At 68.0% G+C, this 16,509-nt stretch carries 14 protein-coding genes; 11 read left to right on the forward strand and 3 right to left on the reverse strand.

All coding sequences use genetic code 11. From position 1 onward, the window contains the following. The first annotated feature begins 57 nt into the window (after positions 1 to 57). From BM004_RS25220 to BM004_RS25270, 11 genes are read left to right on the forward strand one after another with little or no spacing between them, the layout of a single operon-like run. Positions 58 to 1,224 (forward strand): type II and III secretion system protein family protein, encoded by a 1,167-nt coding sequence (locus tag BM004_RS25220; protein WP_371270530.1) that lies wholly within the window; start codon positions 58 to 60, stop codon positions 1,222 to 1,224. 36 nt (positions 1,225 to 1,260) lie between these two features. Continuing rightward, on the forward strand, positions 1,261 to 2,544 hold the full coding sequence (locus BM004_RS25225) for a CpaE/TadZ family protein (RefSeq protein WP_093130371.1): 1,284 nt from the start codon (positions 1,261 to 1,263) through the stop codon (positions 2,542 to 2,544). A 4-nt stretch (positions 2,545 to 2,548) separates the two neighbouring features. Next, positions 2,549 to 3,862, forward strand: coding sequence for a TadA family conjugal transfer-associated ATPase (locus BM004_RS25230; RefSeq protein WP_093130372.1), 1,314 nt, complete (start codon positions 2,549 to 2,551; stop codon positions 3,860 to 3,862). Then, positions 3,855 to 4,859, forward strand: a complete 1,005-nt coding sequence (locus BM004_RS25235) for a type II secretion system F family protein (RefSeq protein WP_256220043.1) — start codon at positions 3,855 to 3,857, stop codon at positions 4,857 to 4,859. The genes BM004_RS25230 and BM004_RS25235 overlap by 8 nt, the downstream gene beginning before the upstream one ends. A 35-nt stretch (positions 4,860 to 4,894) precedes the next feature. Further along, positions 4,895 to 5,812 (forward strand): type II secretion system F family protein, encoded by a 918-nt coding sequence (locus BM004_RS25240; RefSeq protein ID WP_371270533.1) that lies wholly within the window; start codon positions 4,895 to 4,897, stop codon positions 5,810 to 5,812. Continuing rightward, positions 5,809 to 6,699: a tetratricopeptide repeat protein gene (locus BM004_RS25245; RefSeq protein ID WP_093217791.1), complete on the forward strand. Its 891-nt coding sequence runs from the start codon at positions 5,809 to 5,811 to the stop codon at positions 6,697 to 6,699. Before BM004_RS25240 ends, BM004_RS25245 begins: the two co-directional genes overlap by 4 nt. Continuing rightward, positions 6,696 to 7,142, forward strand: coding sequence for a DUF3613 domain-containing protein (locus BM004_RS25250; protein ID WP_093217793.1), 447 nt, complete (start codon positions 6,696 to 6,698; stop codon positions 7,140 to 7,142). The genes BM004_RS25245 and BM004_RS25250 overlap by 4 nt, the downstream gene beginning before the upstream one ends. 36 nt (positions 7,143 to 7,178) lie before the next feature. Beyond that, positions 7,179 to 7,652, forward strand: coding sequence for a TadE/TadG family type IV pilus assembly protein (locus BM004_RS25255; protein ID WP_093130375.1), 474 nt, complete (start codon positions 7,179 to 7,181; stop codon positions 7,650 to 7,652). Positions 7,653 to 7,666: 14 nt separating this feature from the next. Next, a complete protein-coding gene (locus BM004_RS25260) occupies positions 7,667 to 8,191 on the forward strand; it encodes a TadE family protein (RefSeq protein ID WP_093217794.1) in 525 nt (174 codons plus the stop codon). A 10-nt stretch (positions 8,192 to 8,201) separates the two neighbouring features. Next, positions 8,202 to 10,235: a TadG family pilus assembly protein gene (locus tag BM004_RS25265; protein ID WP_093130377.1), complete on the forward strand. Its 2,034-nt coding sequence runs from the start codon at positions 8,202 to 8,204 to the stop codon at positions 10,233 to 10,235. Positions 10,236 to 10,245: 10 nt separating this feature from the next. Beyond that, complete coding sequence (locus BM004_RS25270; RefSeq protein ID WP_093217795.1) at positions 10,246 to 11,673, forward strand: sigma 54-interacting transcriptional regulator; 1,428 nt, start codon at positions 10,246 to 10,248, stop codon at positions 11,671 to 11,673. A gap of 53 nt (positions 11,674 to 11,726) precedes the next feature. Here the strand turns inward: BM004_RS25270 and BM004_RS25275 are convergent, their stop codons facing one another. Genes BM004_RS25275 through BM004_RS25285 form a run of 3 tightly spaced genes read right to left on the reverse strand, consistent with a single transcriptional unit; the run spans position 11,727 to position 16,474 of the window. After that, entirely contained in the window at positions 11,727 to 13,307 is a 1,581-nt protein-coding gene (locus tag BM004_RS25275; RefSeq protein WP_093130379.1) for a TolC family protein, read from the reverse strand. After that, entirely contained in the window at positions 13,304 to 14,620 is a 1,317-nt protein-coding gene (locus tag BM004_RS25280; protein ID WP_093130380.1) for an HlyD family type I secretion periplasmic adaptor subunit, read from the reverse strand. Before BM004_RS25280 ends, BM004_RS25275 begins: the two co-directional genes overlap by 4 nt. A 36-nt stretch (positions 14,621 to 14,656) precedes the next feature. Then, complete coding sequence (locus BM004_RS25285; protein ID WP_093217797.1) at positions 14,657 to 16,474, reverse strand: peptidase domain-containing ABC transporter; 1,818 nt, start codon at positions 16,472 to 16,474, stop codon at positions 14,657 to 14,659. Between the last annotated feature and the right edge of the window lie 35 nt (positions 16,475 to 16,509).

The following is a 16,509-nucleotide window of genomic DNA, read 5'->3' on the forward strand; positions in this document are numbered from 1 at the left end:
GCCGCAGGCCCCGAGACGAAAACCCCTGCGGCTCGTCAGCAACCCGTGCCGCTCGTGATGCAGGCGGGAACCCAGCAGGAACTGCTGGTCGACAAGGGCATCGACCGCATGGCCATCGCCGACGAGGCGGTGGTCGGTGTCACGCTCACGCGCAAGGCGGTGGGCTCCGCCGGCGCGCGACTCATCATCACGGGCAAGGCGGCCGGCCGCACGACCTTGATGGTCTGGGAAAAAGGCAATGCCGCAGCCACCACGTATGCCGTCGAAGTACGGCGCCGCGCGGCGGTGCTGACGGGCTCCACCGACAGCCTTCCCGCGCACCAGCAAGCCACCGACGTTGCCCTCTCCAGCACCGACGACAAGACTGCGCTGGTCGATCGCTCCGTCGTCAACGTTCGCAGCCACACGGTCCAGGTCGAGGTCAAGGTCGTCGAATTCAGCCGGAGCGTGCTGAAGGAAGCGGGCTTCAACCTCTCCTCCTACGGCCCCAACAGCCACGGCTTCAGCTTCAGCAACAGCACGCCGAGCGGCGTGCTGGCCGATGCGTTCAGCCTTGCATTGGGCTTCGGCAATGCCAACAAGGGCCGCGGCATGTCGCTGACGCTGAACCTGCTCGAAGGCAACGGCCTCGCCCGCGTGCTGGCCGAGCCCACGCTGGTGGCGATGTCCGGCCAGAGCGCGAGCTTCCTGGCCGGCGGAGAGTTGCCGATTCCGGTGCCGCAGAGCCTCGGCGCCACCACCATCGAGTACAAGCCGTTCGGCATCGGCCTGTCGGTCACCCCCACGGTGCTGTCGAACGAACGCATCGTCTTGAAGATCGCGCCGGAAGCGAGCGACCTCGACTACACCAACGCACTGAGCATCGACGGCGTTGCGGTTCCCGCCATCACCACGCGCCGCGCGGACACCACCGTCGAGCTTGGAGACGGCGAGAGCTTCGTCATCGGCGGCCTGGTGAGCCGCACCACGTCGTCCAATGTCGACAAGGTGCCGCTGCTCGGCGACATTCCGGTTCTCGGTTCGTTCTTCAGGCAGAACAAGTACCAGATGAGCGAGAAGGAGCTGGTGATCATGGTGACGCCGCACCTGGTCAAGCCGATCGCCCGCAACACCGATCTCGCTCCGTTCCTGCCGGGCACCGCCGAACAACGCGACGGCGCGGTGTGGCGCTCGATCTTCCTGGGTGGCGCAGCCAACACCGCGCTTCCTGGTTTCTCGCGCTGAAGAGACACCGGCTTGAACGCCAGAAATGCTGACCTCATGAACGCACCACGCGACAGCATTCCAGAAACGGGCGCCGAGACCTACCTGTTCGCCTCGAGCAACGGCAGCCACATCACGTGGCTGACCGATGCGCTCGGTCGACTGGGCTCCGTGGTCGTGCTTGCCCCGGACACCCAGTCGATCGACGAGCGCATCGCGCTGCTCGGGCCGGTCGCCATATTCATCGACTTCTCATCCGAGCAGATGGCCGGTGCCGGCCAGCTTCACCAGCGCCTGAAACGGGACTGGCCCGCCTTGCCGGTGCTTGCCATGGGAACGTCGGCCGAGCCCGCTGCGATGCTCGCGGCGCTGCGCGCCGGCGTCGACGATTTCGTCGACGTCGCGGCGGCGCCGGCCGAGGCCGTGAGCACATTGAAAACGCTGCTCGAGCGGCGCAGCAGCCTGCAGGGCGGCAGCCGTGGCAGCACGCTCGCGCTGCTGGGCGCGCGTGCCGGCCTGGGCGTGACCACGCTGGCCACCAGCCTGGCATTGATGCTCAACGCCCAGTTGGCCCAGGCACCCGCACGGCCGCCGTCGCGCGCCACGCGGCACGGCGTGGCCCTGCTCGACCTGGGCCTGCCCGCACGCGACGGCTTGCTGTACCTGGACACGCAGAGCGGGTTCAGCTTCGTCGACGGCGTGCGCAACCTGCGGCGGCTGGACCAGACGCTGCTGCACACCGCGCTGGCGCACCACACCAGCGGCGTGGCCGTGCTGCCGCTGCCCGCGAGCCTCGCGCAGGTGCGCGAGATCTCGCATGCCGACTCCGTCGCGCTCATCAAGAGGCTTGCCGATTTCTTCGACTTCCAGATCGCGGATCTCGGCGGCTTCTCGACCATCGACTTCATCGCGCAGACCCTGCGCGAAGCGCAGCAGGCCTGGGTCGTGTGCGACCAGAGCATCGGCGCCATCGTCTCCACTGCCAACTTGCTGAAAGAGCTCCGCGCGCGCGGCATCGAGACCGAGCAGCTCTCGCTGGTGGTGAACAAGTTCGACAGCCACGTCGGCCTGTCGGCGAAGGACATTGCCGAGCGCCTCGAGCTGCCGCTGCTGCATGTGCTGCCCGCTCGCAGCGCGCAGCTGCTCGCCGCGGCGAGCCGCGGCGAAATGCTGGTGCGGACCTCGCGCAACGACCCCTACGCGCAGGCCGTCACGGGCCTCGCCCGGAGCCTGCACCAGCAGTACATGGCCGCGTCGGGCCAACCGCCGGCGAAAGATCAGCGCTGGGTTGCACTGATGTCGCAAATCACCGGGCTCTGGAAGAGTTCAAACGAAAGTTGAGCCAATGTCCACCGATATCGAATTTGCCGACGACGATCAGGCATTCATCAATTCGCAGCAGTTCCAGGACATCAAGAGCTGGACGCACGACCACCTGCTCAGCCGCATCGAGGAGCTCGGCGCGGAGTTCGGCCGCTGGTCGCGCGCATCGATCCAGCAGTTCGTCGAACTGGAAGTCGACAGCTTCGTGCGCCTGCGCCGCGTGCCGATCAACGACCGCGAGATGCAGCTCATCGCCGATGCGCTCACCAAGGAACTGGCGGGCTTCGGGCCGCTGGAGGACCTGCTCAACGATCCGGCCGTCGAAGACATCCTGATCAACGGCCACACGAACGTGTACGTGTCGCGCAACGGCATACTGGAACGCGAGACGCTGCGATTCGCCGACACCGAGCACGTGATGCGCATCGTGCGCCGCATCCTCGCGCCGCTGGGCCGCCGGCTCGACGAAGCCAACCCGATGGTCGATGCACGGCTGCCCGACGGCGGGCGCATCAACGTCATCATCGAGCCGCTGGCCATCGACGGGCTCTCGGTGTCGATCCGGAAGTTCCGCAAGGAACCGCTCACGCCCGCGGACCTGGTCAAGCTGGGTACCTTCGATGCCGGCATGGCCCAGCTGCTCGAGATCGCCGTGCGCTCGCGCTGCAACATCCTCGTCAGCGGCGGCACGAGTTCGGGCAAGACCTCCCTGCTCAACGCCCTTGCGAGTTTCATCCCGCCGGCCGAACGGGTGATCACGATCGAAGACACGGCCGAACTCTCGCTGGGCCACACCCACGTGGTGCGCCTCGAAAGCCGCCCCGGCGGCTTCGACGGGACCGGCGTGGTCTCGATCCGCGACCTGCTGCGCAACAGCCTGCGCATGCGGCCGGATCGCATCATCGTGGGCGAGGTGCGGGGCGCCGAAGTCATCGAGATGATGCAGGCGATGAACACCGGCCACGAAGGCTCGATGGGCACCATCCACGCCAGCTCGCCGCGCGAATGCCTCTACCGCCTGGAGATGCTTGCGGGCTTTGCGGGCTACCAGGGCAGCGAAGTGAGCCTGCGCCGCCAGATTGCCAACGCCATCGACTTCATCGTGCAGATCGGCCGCATGTCGGGCGGCCAGCGGCGCATCGTGTCGCTGAGCGAAATCACCGGCGTCAACGACAACGTCGTGGCAATGCAGGAGCTGTACCGCTACGACCCGATCGTGTCGCCGGACGGCGAAGAACGCGACCGCTGGATCTCCCTGGGCATTGCGCCTCACTCGCCGAAGATCACGCGCTTCCGCCAGCTGATGACGCGCGCGCAAGGGGATCGTCGTGGATGAGATCCTGCTGAGCATCCTGTGCCTTGCGCTGCTGCTCGCAGCGGCAGGCATGCTGCTCTGGCAATGGGCGCGCGGGCGCCAGGAACGGCAAGCGGTCCAGCGCCATCTGGCCCAGCAGCTCGAGGCCAAGGCCGTGGCCGTTGCGGTGGAGGCTTCGCTGTCGGCTTCGCCACGCACCTCGTTCATCGACGCGCCCGGCAACGGCATGGCCGCCGATCCGTGGATCAATGCCGACGGCGAGCCGCCGGTGGTGCCCAACCGAAAGGCACGCCTGCAGGCGTTGCTGCCGTCCTGGCTGGAAGGCGCTGTGTCGGTGCAGCTGATCGCACTGGCCGCCGTCCTGATCCTGGCCCTGAGCACGGTGGCCGGCTCGCTCGCCGGATGGATCAGCGCCGTCGGCACGTTCGTGGTCCTGCTGGCCTTGTCGGTGTTCGGCCTGTGGCTTCGGCTCCAGAAGTTCCGCCGCCACCTGGTCAGCCAGCTTCCCACGTTCATCGATGCGATGGTGCGCCTCATCACCATCGGCAATTCGACGCAGGCGGCCTTCCAGCTGGCGATTCCGTCGACGCAGGCGCCGCTGCAACACTATCTCGAACGCGCGGCGAACCTCGTGCGCGCGGGGGTGGACCTCGACCGTGCGTTGCACCAGACGGCGGCCAGCGTGCGCGTGGAGGAGATGTACCTCCTGGCATCCATCCTCGGCCTCGGCGTGCGCTACGGCGGCCGCGCGGACCTGCTGCTGGAGCGCGTCGCGAACTTCATGCGCGACCGCGAGCAAGCCCAGCACGAACTCGTCGCCATGTCGGCCGAGACACGGCTCTCGGCGTGGATCCTCGGCCTGCTGCCGTTGGGCGTGGGCGGCTTCATCATCATTTCCAACCCGGGCTACTTCCTGCGGATGTGGCACGACCCCACAGGCCAGATGATGATCTTCGGCGCGGTGGGCCTGCAGTTGCTGGGCACCGTGCTGCTCTATCGCCTGGCGAGGTTGACATGACGTTCACTCCCACGCAGCTCGCCATCGGCAGCCTCATGCTGCAGGCACTGGGCCTTTGCACCGCGGCCGCCGGGCTGCTCGTCAACGAGTTCCGGCGCGCGCAGCGCGGCAAGGCCATCGGCCGCGCGCTTCACCGCGACGATGCGGCCGTCCTGCCGGCCGTCGATGGACTGTCGGAGGTCGAGGCCGCAAGACGCGCGGACGCCGACCTGCCGCTGCATTGGCTCAACAGCCGGCTCGGCAAGGCATTGGTCGCCGACGAAGACCGGCGCCTGATCGACCAGTGCGGATTTTCCTCGGCGCGGTCCCAGCTCGTTTTCCTGGTGACGCGTGTCGGGTTGGCGATCCTGCTGCCCACGGTGGCGCTGTTGTTCTGGCCCGGAGAGGTATCGACGAGAAAGCTCACGATCATTGCGGCGTCGGGCATCGCCATCGGTTTCATGCTCCCGAAATGGCTGCTAGGCCGCATGGCCGCCAAACGGCGCGAGCGGGTGGCGCATGAGCTGCCGCTTTTCATCGACCTGCTGCGGCTGCTGCAAGGCGTGGGGCTGAGCCTCGACCAGAGCCTGCAGATCATGGCCACCGATTTCGCGCACGTCATGCCTGTGCTGGGCTACGAGCTGACGCTCGCCAACAGCCAGTACAGCCGCGGCCGCACCCGAGAGCATTCGCTTGCACGCCTCGGCACGCTGCACGCCAACGAGAACCTGGCGGGCATGGTCTCCCTGCTCGTGCAGGTCGATCGCCACGGCGGCGCCGTGCAGGAACCCCTGCGCATCTTCAGCGACCGGCTGCGCGAGCACCGCAAGTCGGAGATGAAGGCGCGCATCGGCAAGATCACGGTGAAGATGACCGGCGTGATGGTCAGCACGCTGTTGCCGGCCCTCGTGATCGTGACCGCCGGCCCAGGCTTCATCGCCATCATCCGTTCACTGGGAGCCATGTCCAAATGAACTCATTCCTGCAAGACGCCAGGTACACCGGCGCGCTGTTCGTCGCTCTCCTTGCGCTGGCCGGCTGCGGTGGGCCCAAGGGCCTGTACCCGGCGGCCGCCGATGCGCAACAGCGAATGGCCGCGGAGACCGCCGCGACGCAAAAGAACGCGGCGAGCATCGACACCGTTGCAACCTACATGAAGCTGGTCGAGCAGATGCAGACGGACGGCCTGTGGTTCGCCTCGCTCGCACACATCGACGCACTCGAGCAGCGCTGGGGCGTGTCTCCCGAATCGAGCCGCATGCGTGCCGACGCGTTGCGCCAGACCGGCGAGACCGCAGGCAGCGAAGCGGCCTACAAGCGCCTGATCGGCACGCCCCTGGAGGGCGCCGGCTACCACGGGCTCGGCCTGCTCGCGGGCGGCCGCGGCGACTATCCCGCGGCGGTTGCACTGCTGCAGGAAGCGCAACGCCGCAACCCCACCGATGCCGTGCTGCTGAGCGACCTGGGCTACGCGAACCTGCGCGCCGGATTCATCGCTCAGGCACGCCTGCCCTTGATGCAGGCCCTGCAACTGCGCTCCGACAATCCCCAGGCGCAAGCCAATCTTGCGCTGTACCTCGAAGTCACGCAGCAGAAGGCGCAAGCCGATGCGTTGATGGAAGTCCATCGCATGTCGCCCGCAACACGCGCTGCCATCCGCGAAAGCGCACGACAGCTGGGCACCGCGCCCCTCGCAGCGGCGCAGCCGGCACCGCGGGCAGTGAAGGTGGAAGCCTCGCCCCCCGACGACAACGCGACGCCGCTCAAGCTGAAGGCCGCGCGCTGGCCCGGCATGGGCGGCCAGCAAGCCAATGCAGGCGCAGCGACTTCCCGCAGTTCGATCTCACGAGGTACAGAATGAAGAACACCTTTCCCCGACTGCGCGCCGCCTGGCCGCTGGCCGGAATCTCTCTCGCGCTGATCGCCACCATCGCCTCGGCACAGGGCGCGCCAGCCGCGGTCGAGGCGAAGCCGGTGGCTGCTGCATCGGCCGACGCAGCGCGTCCGGCGGCACCCGCCGCCCAGAACACGGGTGCACCCGCACAAGACGGCATGCCCCAGGCAACGGCAGAGGAAGATGCGCCGTACGACGAAGCGCCGCCGCTGCAGGTGGGTGACGCCGCAACGAGCTTGCTCGCATGGCAACGCGACGGCGCGATCGCATCGCCCACGGCGCGGCCGATTGCGGGCGATGTCGCGCGCCGCAGCTACGAGCGTTACCTGAAGAGCTTCGAATACCCGATTCCCGAACGGCTGAACTCCACCGTCAAGACCGGTGGCAACAGCTCGAGCGGCAGCCGGTAGCGCTTGCGCGCCCTGCCCTTCGAATCACGGAACGCCATGAGACTCTCGCGCCCCCGGACGAACCCGCGCCACCAGCGCGGCGTTTATGCGATCGAGTTCGCCGTCGTGTTCCTGATCTTCTTCACGCTGCTCTACGCGATCATCTGCTACGGCGTTCTCTTCGCGATCCGCTTCGGCCTGCAGAACGCCGCGGAGGACGGCGCGCGCGCTGCCCTTCGCTACCAGGTCAGCGCAACCACGCGAGCCACCAAGGCGCACGACGTCGCACGCGACCAGGCCAGCGGCCTGCTGGCCGTTGCGCCCACCGTGGACGCCAGGATCTGCCAGGTGGCGAGCAACGACTGTTCGGCCACCCGTGTGTGCAGCATCCTCTGGGAACAGCGCTGCCAGATCGTGGTCACCATCACGGCGTCGGGCCTGAAGGACATGCTGCCGCCGCTGCCCGCATTCGCAGTGCCCGACACACTGGTCGCCAAGGCGAGCATGCTGCTCGACGGGAGGTCGCCGTGAGGAAGCACCCGACGATGGCACTGCAACAGGCCCGATTCGCACACAGCGGCCGGTGCGGCCCGTATCGCCAGCGCGGCGTTGCAGCGATCGAGTTCGCGTTCACGTTCACGTTCCTGTTCCTGGTCATCTACGGCATCGCCACCTTCGGTTCGGTGCTGTACGTGCAGCAGGCCGTGTCGCGGGCTGCCGAAGACGGTGCGCGCGCGCTGTCGCAGCCTTCCATGATGGGTCTTTCCGACGAGAGCATTCGCACGCAGCGGGTGCAGAGCATCATCCATGAATCGTTGGCGGGTTCGCTCGTCGTGCCGGAGGCCAGCAATGCCGACATGGCAAGCCGCCTCGGCTGGATCAAGACCCACGTGAACGTCAGCGTGCTGCTCACGGGCGCGGGAGGTTCGTCACCCGCCACCGGCGCGGTCGTGACCGTGGCCTATCCGTACAGTGCCAACCGCCTGCTGCCCTCGTTGCCTCTCCTGGACACCAGCCGCTGGATGCCGGACACACTGACCGGCAAGACAACCGCCGTGCTTCCGTCCTGAAAGGCACGACATGAGACACCCATCGGAATCATCCCGCCAACGGCATCGCGGCTCGATCGTGGTCAACACGGCCATCGCCATGAGCCTGATACTGATCGTTCTGATCAGCACGGAGCTCGGCTATCTGTTCTTCATGAAGCGGGAGCTCCAGAAGACAGTCGACCTTGCCGCCCTGGCGGGAGCCCAGGCACTCCAGCCCTCCGCCTGCAGCCCCGCACAGCAAGCGGCCAAGGCCAACGCGGCGAAGAATTTCCCGGTCGGCGTCGATCCGCTGACGGACGCCGAGGTGGAGTGCGGCAACTGGGACCCGGTGTTTCGTGCGCCCCCCATTCACTTCGGCGCGCCGAATGCCGGGGAGAAGCTGAATGCGGTGCGCGTCTCCATCACGCGGCGCCCGTCGATGCTGCCGCTCTCGTTCACCGGAAACGCCCAGCACTCGATCGTCGTTTCAGCCGTCGCCTACCAGTCGATTCCGCAGGCGGTGCTCAGCATCCGGAGCACGCTGCTGGCCGTCGATGCCAGCAAGTCCGCACTGCTGGACGCCGTCTTCGGAAAGCTCCTGGGCGGCAGCGTGGCGCTCACCGTGGCCGGCTGGCAGGGCCTCGTGACCACCCAGGTCAACCTGCTGTCGTTCCTGGATGCGATTGCGCTCGAGGTCGGCCTGCAGGCGGGGCAGTACGAGCAGGTGCTCAACTCGAAGGTCACGGCGGGAAAGCTGCTGCAGGCACTGGCCACGGTTCTGCAGAAAAACGGCGCGCTGGCGGGCGTGGCCCTCAGCGGCTTCAACGACATGGTCGGGCTGACGACCCAGGTCTCCAATGTCCAGCTCAGCGTTGCCGAGATTCTCGGCGTTGCCACGGGCACGCCCAGCAGCGCGCTGGACCTCAACCTGCAGGCGTTCCAGCTGACCCAGGCGTTCGTCCAGTTGGCGAACAGCCAGAATGCCGTGTCGCTCAGCGCCCCCTCGAACCTGCTGGGCCTTGCCAACGTGGTCACCACCGTCAAGGTCATCGAGCCGCCGCAGACCTCGGCCATCGGCAACCCGGAACTGGCCATGCTCGACCCGATGGGCGAGAACGGCATTCGCGTGCGAACGGCCCAGGTGCGTGCGCTCATTTCGGTGGATTTCACGAGCGCGCTGACCGGCATTACCAACCTGGTCAACGAGGTGCTCAAGCTGACGCAGCCCGTGACCGACCTGCTCAACAGCCTTCTGCATCTGGACCTGGTGGGTGTGTTGAGCAACGTGATCTGCATCGGATGCGAAAGCAAGGTGACCGACCTGCGCCTGGTGTCGTCGCCGTTTCGCATCGACATCAACCTCGACGTGGCAGCGGGCAAGGCGCGCGTCGACAAATACAGCTGCCCCGCCGACGGCAGCAAGACGCTGTCCGTGATTGCGGACACCTCGGCCGCCACGCTGCGCGTGGGGAAGATCGGCACCAGTGCCGCGGACGCCGCCAAGCAAGCCTTCTCCAGCAAGGACCCGCCGAACGTGGAGCCCATTCCGCTGGTCGATATCGGTTCGCTGACGGTCAAGAAGACCTGCCTGGTGCTTTGCTCCTACTCGTGGAAGAAGGGGAACACCTGGGTCGCCGACAAGAACACGGCCGATCGCCAGGCCTTTGCCGGCGGCGGCATCGGCCTGATGACCAACACGCCCGTGCTGGGCTCGAGCGACACGCTCCAGTTCGCGGCGCCCGCTGACGGCAACCTGCCCGACATCTCGGCCGCGCAGCTGCCCACGCCGTACCAGCCCGTCGTCGCGAGCAACCTCGTGGGCAGCCTGAGCCAGACGCTCGCAAGCATCGACATCCACATGTACAAGCCCTCGGTCGACAGTGCGCTGGGCGACCTGCTGGTGGGAATCGGCAGCACCATCGACGTGGTCGTCGGTCTGCTGCGCCAGGTGATCTCCTCGGTTCTCTCGCCTCTCCTCGACCCCCTGGTGAACACATTGATCACCGCGCTCGGCATCGATCTCGCAAAGACCGAAGTGGGTGCACGGCTCACGTGCCAGGGCGGCGCACAACTGGTTTATTGAATCGATCCCTATGAGCGGCGCCAATTTCGACGAACTCGACCTCTTTGTCTGGGAAGGCAAAGCCGACATCCTCGAGCGCATCGCGCGTTGCATGGCCAGCTTCGACGTGGAAGTGATCCGGGCCGACAACCTGGCAACACCCGACCCCGAGCGCGGCGTGGCCGCGCGGCCTTCGGTCGCGGTGATCAGCGTGACGGTGATCGACGGCGGCGGCCTGGCGCAGGCGACCGAGCGGCTGCAGGGCATGCCGGTGATCTGGGTGGCCGCGGGCTCGCGCGAGCGCGACTCGCGCACCTACCCGCCCGAGTACCTGCACGTGCTGCCCTTCGACTTCACCTGCGCCGAGCTGCGCACGATGGTCGCCAAGCTGGTGCGGCAGCTGCGCGCGCGCGAAGTGGCGCCGCAGGCGCCCGACGTGCTGGTGGCGCACTCCGAGGCGATGAAGGCGCTGCTGGCTGAAGTGGGCGCCTTCGCCGATTGCGACCACAGCGTGCTGGTGCGCGGCGAGACCGGCGTGGGCAAGGAGCGCATCGCGCAGCAGCTGCACCTGGGGCACAAGCACTACAGCAAGGGCGCGTTCGTGGCGGTGAACTGTGGCGCGATTCCCGACGGGCTGTTCGAGTCGCTGTTCTTCGGCCACAACAAGGGCTCGTTCACGGGCGCGGTGCACGCGCACCGCGGCTACTTCGAGCAGGCCACCGGCGGCACGCTGTTCCTCGACGAAATCGGCGACCTGCCGCGCTACCAGCAGGTGAAGCTGCTGCGCGTGCTCGAAGACAACGCGGTGACGCGGCTCGGCGCAACGGCGCCGATCCGCGTGGACTTCCGCCTGGTGGCGGCCACCAACCGCAACCTGCGCGAGATGGTGGCGAGCGGCGAGTTCCGCGCCGACCTGTTCTACCGGCTCGCAGTGATCGAACTGCACATTCCCAGCCTCGAAGAGCGCGGCGAGGTCGACAAGATCGCGATCTTCAAGGCACTGCTGAGCAACGTGCTCGGCGCCGAGCTCGACGTGCTCGGCGAAACACCGCACTGGCTCAGCGACGCGGTGGCCGAGACCTACTTTCCGGGCAACGTGCGGCAGCTGCGCAACCTCGCGGAGCGCGTGGGCGTGATCGCGCGCCAGTTGCATTGCTGGGACCAGAACCTGATCCAGCGCGCGATCGCGCTCACGCGCGGAACGCCGACACCTTCGCTCTCCGGCGAGCGCGGCGGCATGAACGGCGGCGGCGGCGGCGGCGCGTCGCTGGACGGCAGCAACGACCGCAAGGGCTGGAACAGCGGCGAGCGCAACCGCATCATCGCGGCGCTGGAGATCAACGACTGGAAGCGCCAGGACACCGCGCAGCACCTGGGCATCAGCCGCAAGGTGCTGTGGGAAAAGATGCGCAAGTACCAGATCCTCGACGGCGAACCGGGCATCCCCGAAGACGCCTGACGCCGGCTCAGGCCCCGCGCCAACGCCGGGGCCGAAGGATCGGCATCAAGGCCTCAGGGCGTCGACAGGCGCGGTGTCCTGCGCAGCGCGGGCGCAGCGCCCGCCGGGCCCACGGTGCGCTCGGCCACCGGCTCGCTCGCGCATGCGGTGTTGCTCGAGATGCACAGCGCGCCCAGCAGCCCGTCCTCGGTCAGCACCTGGCGACTCGGCGCGCCGAAGAGGCGGTCGATCCAGCCGTTCGGGCTCGCGGGGTCGATGCGCAGCTCACCGGTGGTGCGCGCCAGGCGCAGCTCCGAAATGCGCAGGTCGAACACGCCGTCGATGTAGTCGAACAGCAGCGTGTAGTAGTCGAGCTGCGCGTCGAGCACGTTCGGCAGGGTCTCGCGGCCGAACTCCATCAGGCGGCGGCGGCCGCGAAAGGCCTGGCCCGCGGTGCTCACGGCTTCCATCAGCTGGCGTTCGCGCTCGCGGCCCGACACGGTGCGCGACCACGAGGCCGAGGTGAGCTCGAACAGGTTGAGCTTCACGCCCTCGAGCTTGGCTTCCTGGTTGGCGACTTCGGCCAACGCCGTGCGCAGCCGCAGCTGCCGGTCGAAGCCGTTGCCGAAGTTCCAGTTGAGCTCGAGCGCGGCGCGCGTCGGGTCCTGCGGCGACACGCCGCGCGGGTCCTTGCTCTTCACGACCACGGCGTCCAGCGTCGGGTAGAGGCTCGCGTCCTGCTGGTCGGCCAATGCGCGCGCGCGCTCGATGCGGCCCTGCGCCTCCGCGATCTCGGTGCTGCGCGCCTCGGCGCGGCGCAGCGCCTCGTCCTGCGAGGCGATGCGCCACTGCGGCGGCGCCGCGAGCACGGGCAGCGACTCGGCGTTGGGCGTGAACTTGAAGTAGTTGCGGAACTTGGCAATGGCCTCGTCGCGCTGCGCCGCGAAGTCGGACTCGCGCGCAGCCACCAGCGCGCGGCGCGAGGCGGCCATGTTGAGGTCGTTGTCGCCGGTCACGCCCAGCTGCACGCGGCGGGCCTCGGCCTTGGAAAGCTCGGCGACCACCTCGGTGGCCCGGTGCGCGATCTGCTTCTTCAGGTCGAAGCGCTGCACCTGCAAATAAGCGGTGAGCGCGTCCAGCACCACCTTCTGCGAGGTGGTGACCACGGCCTCGTCGTCGGCCTGGCTGCCGGCCTCGGCGGCGCGTTGCGCGGCGCTCAGGGCACCGCCGTCGAGCAGGCTCATGCGCGCCTCGGCGGTGAGCACGGTGTAGCTCTGCGTCTTCGCGCCCTTCTCGCCGCTGTTGTAGTTGCCCGAAGACGTGCCGAGCTTGAAGCGCGGGTAGCGCGCCTGTTTGGCCGCATCGACGCCGTAGCCGCTGGTGTTGGCCGCGGCCTGCGCGGTCTGCACCTCCGGGTAGTCCTGCGACAGCACGATGAGCGCCTGCTTCACCTGCGCGGCGTAGCTGGCCGCGCCGAGCGAGGGCGGGGACAGCCGGCGCGCGAGCATCAGCGAAGGGCCGGGCTGCTGCAGCTCCTGCGCATCCGCCTGCAATTGCGCGAAAGCCGTTGGAGACAACGCGAAGCTCGCGCACAGTGCTGCGCAAACCACGCCGGGGCCGATGCGGCGCCGGTCGAGCGAGGTGCGGTACTTCATGGTTCGCGGAAGGCTTCGCGCCGCAGCTTGAGCACCGGCCGCAGGAGGTACCAGATGAACGGGTCGGTGCCCACGCGCAGGTCGACCTCCGACTCCATGCCGGAGGTGATGCGGTTCTCGTCGCGGCCCACGTGCGATTGCGACATGCTGATGAGCAGCCGGTAGTACGGCGCGCCGTTCGCAATGGCCGGGTCGCGGTCGGCGTCGGCGGCCACCAGCTTCACCTTGCCGTCGACCGCCCCGTAGCGCAGGTAGTCGTAGGCGGTGATCTTCACGCGCGCCTGCTGGCCCACTTCGATGAAGCCGCGGTCGTTCGGGTTGAGCCGCGCCTCGACCATGATCTCGTCCTCGTCGGGCACCACCTCGAGGATGGCCTCGCCGGGTTTCACCACCCAGCCGGGGCTGGAGTTGCGCAGGCCCTTGACGATGCCGTCGGCCGGCGCCTTCACCACGGTGCGCGAGCGCTGGGTGCGGGCGCGCGCGAGGTCTTCGCTCAGGCTCGCGAACTGCCGCTCGACGGTGGCCAGCTCGTCGGACGCGCGGCGCCGGAAGCGCCCTTCGGCCTCGGCCATCTTGGCCTGCGCCTCGGTGATGGACGCGTTGGCCGAGATCACGCCCTGGCGCGCCACCGCGAGTTCGCTGCGCACGCCCTCGGCCTGCCGGCGCTTCTCGAGCACCTCGACCTGGCCGACCAGCTTCTCGCTGAGCAGCTGCTCGGAAATCTCGAGCTCCTTCTGCATCAGCGCGAGCCGGTCGCCCAGGCCCTTGACCTTGGCCTCCTGCTCGAGCTTCTTGCTGCGCGCCTGCTCCAGGCCCGACACGGCGCCGGCCATCACGCCGCGCTGCTCGAGCGCGCGCGCCTGGTAGGCGCCGGTCTCGCCTTCGAACACGGCTTCGTCGATGTCCGTGGCGAACGATTCGCGCTTGAGCGGCTGGCCGCGGCTCTCGGCGATGAGCCGCACGCGCGTGGCCTGCGTGGCCGCATTGCGCGCGGTGAGCTCCTCGAGGTTGAGGCCGCTGCCGCCCAGGTCGATCTCGACCAGCGACTGGCCCTGCTTGACCTTGTCGCCCTCTTTCACCAGCACGCTGCTGACGATGCCACCTTCCAGATGCTGGATCGACTTGACGCGGTCCGAGGGGATCACGCGGCCCGGCGCGACGACCACGGTTTCCATCGGAAAGCCGAGGCCGATCAGCGCCAGCACGCCCACCGCGCCGCCGATGAGCCACCGCCTGCGCCTGCCCTGCGGCGAGTTGCGGGCCGCGCGCTTCTCGTTTTCTTCCTGAAGAATCTGCGGCAGATCTGATTTCAAGTCTCGTCCTCGGTCACTCTTCATTGACAAGCGGCGTCACGCCATCGAGCGTGAAGCCGCGGCTGCGGCGCTGTCGTCCGGGTCGCCCACCGCCACCAGCGGCTTCTTGACGCCGAACAGCTTGGGCACCATCACCGCGGCGGTGCCCTGCTCCACGTTGCCCTGCCCCGTGACGTGGTAGACCACGCTGGCGGCGGAGACGATGCGCAGCGAATGCGTGACCACCACCACGGTGCGCACCTTGGCCACCGCGAGCAGCGTGGCGAGCAGGTTGCGCTCGCTCTGGAAGTCGAGGTCGTTGCTGGGCTCGTCGAGCACCAGCACCGAGGGCTTGCGCAGGAAGCTCATGGCCAGCGCGAGCTTGCGCCGCTCGCCCACCGACACGCCGGTGCCGCCCTCGCCGATCGTGGTGCGGTAGCCGTCGGGCAGCCGCGAGATGAAGTCGTGCGCGCCCGAGAGCTTGCAGGCCGAGACGATCTGCTCGTCGCTCTGGCCCGGTGCGCCGCGGCGCATCACGTCGATCAGCGCACCGCCGAACCAGTAGACCTCCTGCGAGAGGTAGCTGATCCAGCGCGACAGCTCTTCGCGGCCGAACTGCGAAAGGTCGTACTCGCCGATGCTGATGATCCCGCGCGTGGGCGCGTACAGGCCCGACAGCAGCTTCACCAGCGTGGACTTGCCCGCGCCGTTGCGCCCGACGATCACATGCAGGCCGCCGGGGCCGATGTCGAGGTCGACGTTCTCCAGCACCGGCTGCTGCGAGTTCCCCGTGAAGCTGAAGCTCACGTCATTGAAGGTGATGCGCCCGAGCGGCTGCGGCAGCGTCATGCCCGTGGGCGGCTTCTCGACCGGCTCGCGCAGCACGTTCTCCAGCCGCTTGGCCGCTTCCTTGGCGGTGGCCAGCGAGCGCCAGTTCGACACCAGCCCGGCCACCGGCTGCAGCGCCTTGAGCGCCAGCATGTTCGAGGCCACCAGGCCGCCCACCGTCATCCATTGCTCCATGACCGAGATGGCGCCCACGCTCACCACGACCACCGAGAACACGGTCAGCAGCACGGTGGTGCCGTCGCGCGTGGTTTCGATCTGGCCGTTCTTGGTGAAGCTCTCGGTGAGCCAGGCGTTGTAGGTCTGGCGCCACATCTCGATGGTGGGGCCGTCGTTGGACTGCGTCTTGAGCGTTTCGCGCGCGTGGCAGATCTCCGAGGTCATGCGGTCGAGGCCGCGCCCGCGCTGCACTTCCTCGACGCGCCCGGAGCGAACTTCGTCGGCCCACCACCACGCCAGGAACGACATGATGGCCAGGAACAGCGCCACCACCGGCAGCACCGGCAGCGCGACGATGCCGATCACCACCAGCGCGAAGAAGGCCATCGGCAGGTCGAAGATCGATTGCGCGAGGCCGCCGGTGACGGTGCCGCGCACCGAGCCCACGTCGCGAAAGTACAGCTGCCAGGACGATGCGGGCCGCGCCTCGAGCGCACGCAGCGGACGCGACAGCATCGAGTTGAGCAAGGCGCCCGACACACCGTGGTCGATGATGGCGCCGGCATTGCGCAGCAGGCGCGAACGGCGCGAGCGCAACCAGAACTCGATGCACAGGAAGAACAGGATGCCGCTGACCAGCGCGGCGAGCGTGGAGAAGCCGCTGCGCGACAGCACGCGGTCATACACCTGGAGCAGGAAGATCGACGGCAGCAGCCCGAACAGGCTGATGGGCAACGAACGCCACGCCGCGCTCTTCACGAGCGGGTAGGCCGCGCGAAACGCCTCGTTCAGCGCACCCGCGTACGGGCTGGCTCCGGGCTCTTCGGGCGTGTCGGCGACCAACTGGCTGGGCAAGAGGAACTTGATCATGGAAAAGGGCCGATCCGTCGGGCAATGACGCCTGC

The organism is Variovorax sp. OK212 (assembly GCF_900112425.1).
In the GTDB taxonomy this organism is placed as follows: domain Bacteria; phylum Pseudomonadota; class Gammaproteobacteria; order Burkholderiales; family Burkholderiaceae_C; genus Variovorax.

Coding starts and splice junctions, on each gene's coding strand:
- BM004_RS25260 (WP_093217794.1), top strand. CDS start 7,667: ATGGCACTGCAACAGGCCCGATTCGCACACAGCGGCCGGTGCGGCCCG.
- BM004_RS25270 (WP_093217795.1), top strand. CDS start 10,246: ATGAGCGGCGCCAATTTCGACGAACTCGACCTCTTTGTCTGGGAAGGC.
- BM004_RS25230 (WP_093130372.1), top strand. CDS start 2,549: ATGTCCACCGATATCGAATTTGCCGACGACGATCAGGCATTCATCAAT.
- BM004_RS25240 (WP_371270533.1), top strand. CDS start 4,895: ATGCTGCAGGCACTGGGCCTTTGCACCGCGGCCGCCGGGCTGCTCGTC.
- BM004_RS25245 (WP_093217791.1), top strand. CDS start 5,809: ATGAACTCATTCCTGCAAGACGCCAGGTACACCGGCGCGCTGTTCGTC.
- BM004_RS25265 (WP_093130377.1), top strand. CDS start 8,202: ATGAGACACCCATCGGAATCATCCCGCCAACGGCATCGCGGCTCGATC.
- BM004_RS25225 (WP_093130371.1), top strand. CDS start 1,261: ATGAACGCACCACGCGACAGCATTCCAGAAACGGGCGCCGAGACCTAC.
- BM004_RS25250 (WP_093217793.1), top strand. CDS start 6,696: ATGAAGAACACCTTTCCCCGACTGCGCGCCGCCTGGCCGCTGGCCGGA.
- BM004_RS25275 (WP_093130379.1), bottom strand. CDS start 13,307: ATGAAGTACCGCACCTCGCTCGACCGGCGCCGCATCGGCCCCGGCGTG.
- BM004_RS25285 (WP_093217797.1), bottom strand. CDS start 16,474: ATGATCAAGTTCCTCTTGCCCAGCCAGTTGGTCGCCGACACGCCCGAA.
- BM004_RS25255 (WP_093130375.1), top strand. CDS start 7,179: ATGAGACTCTCGCGCCCCCGGACGAACCCGCGCCACCAGCGCGGCGTT.
- BM004_RS25220 (WP_371270530.1), top strand. CDS start 58: ATGCAGGCGGGAACCCAGCAGGAACTGCTGGTCGACAAGGGCATCGAC.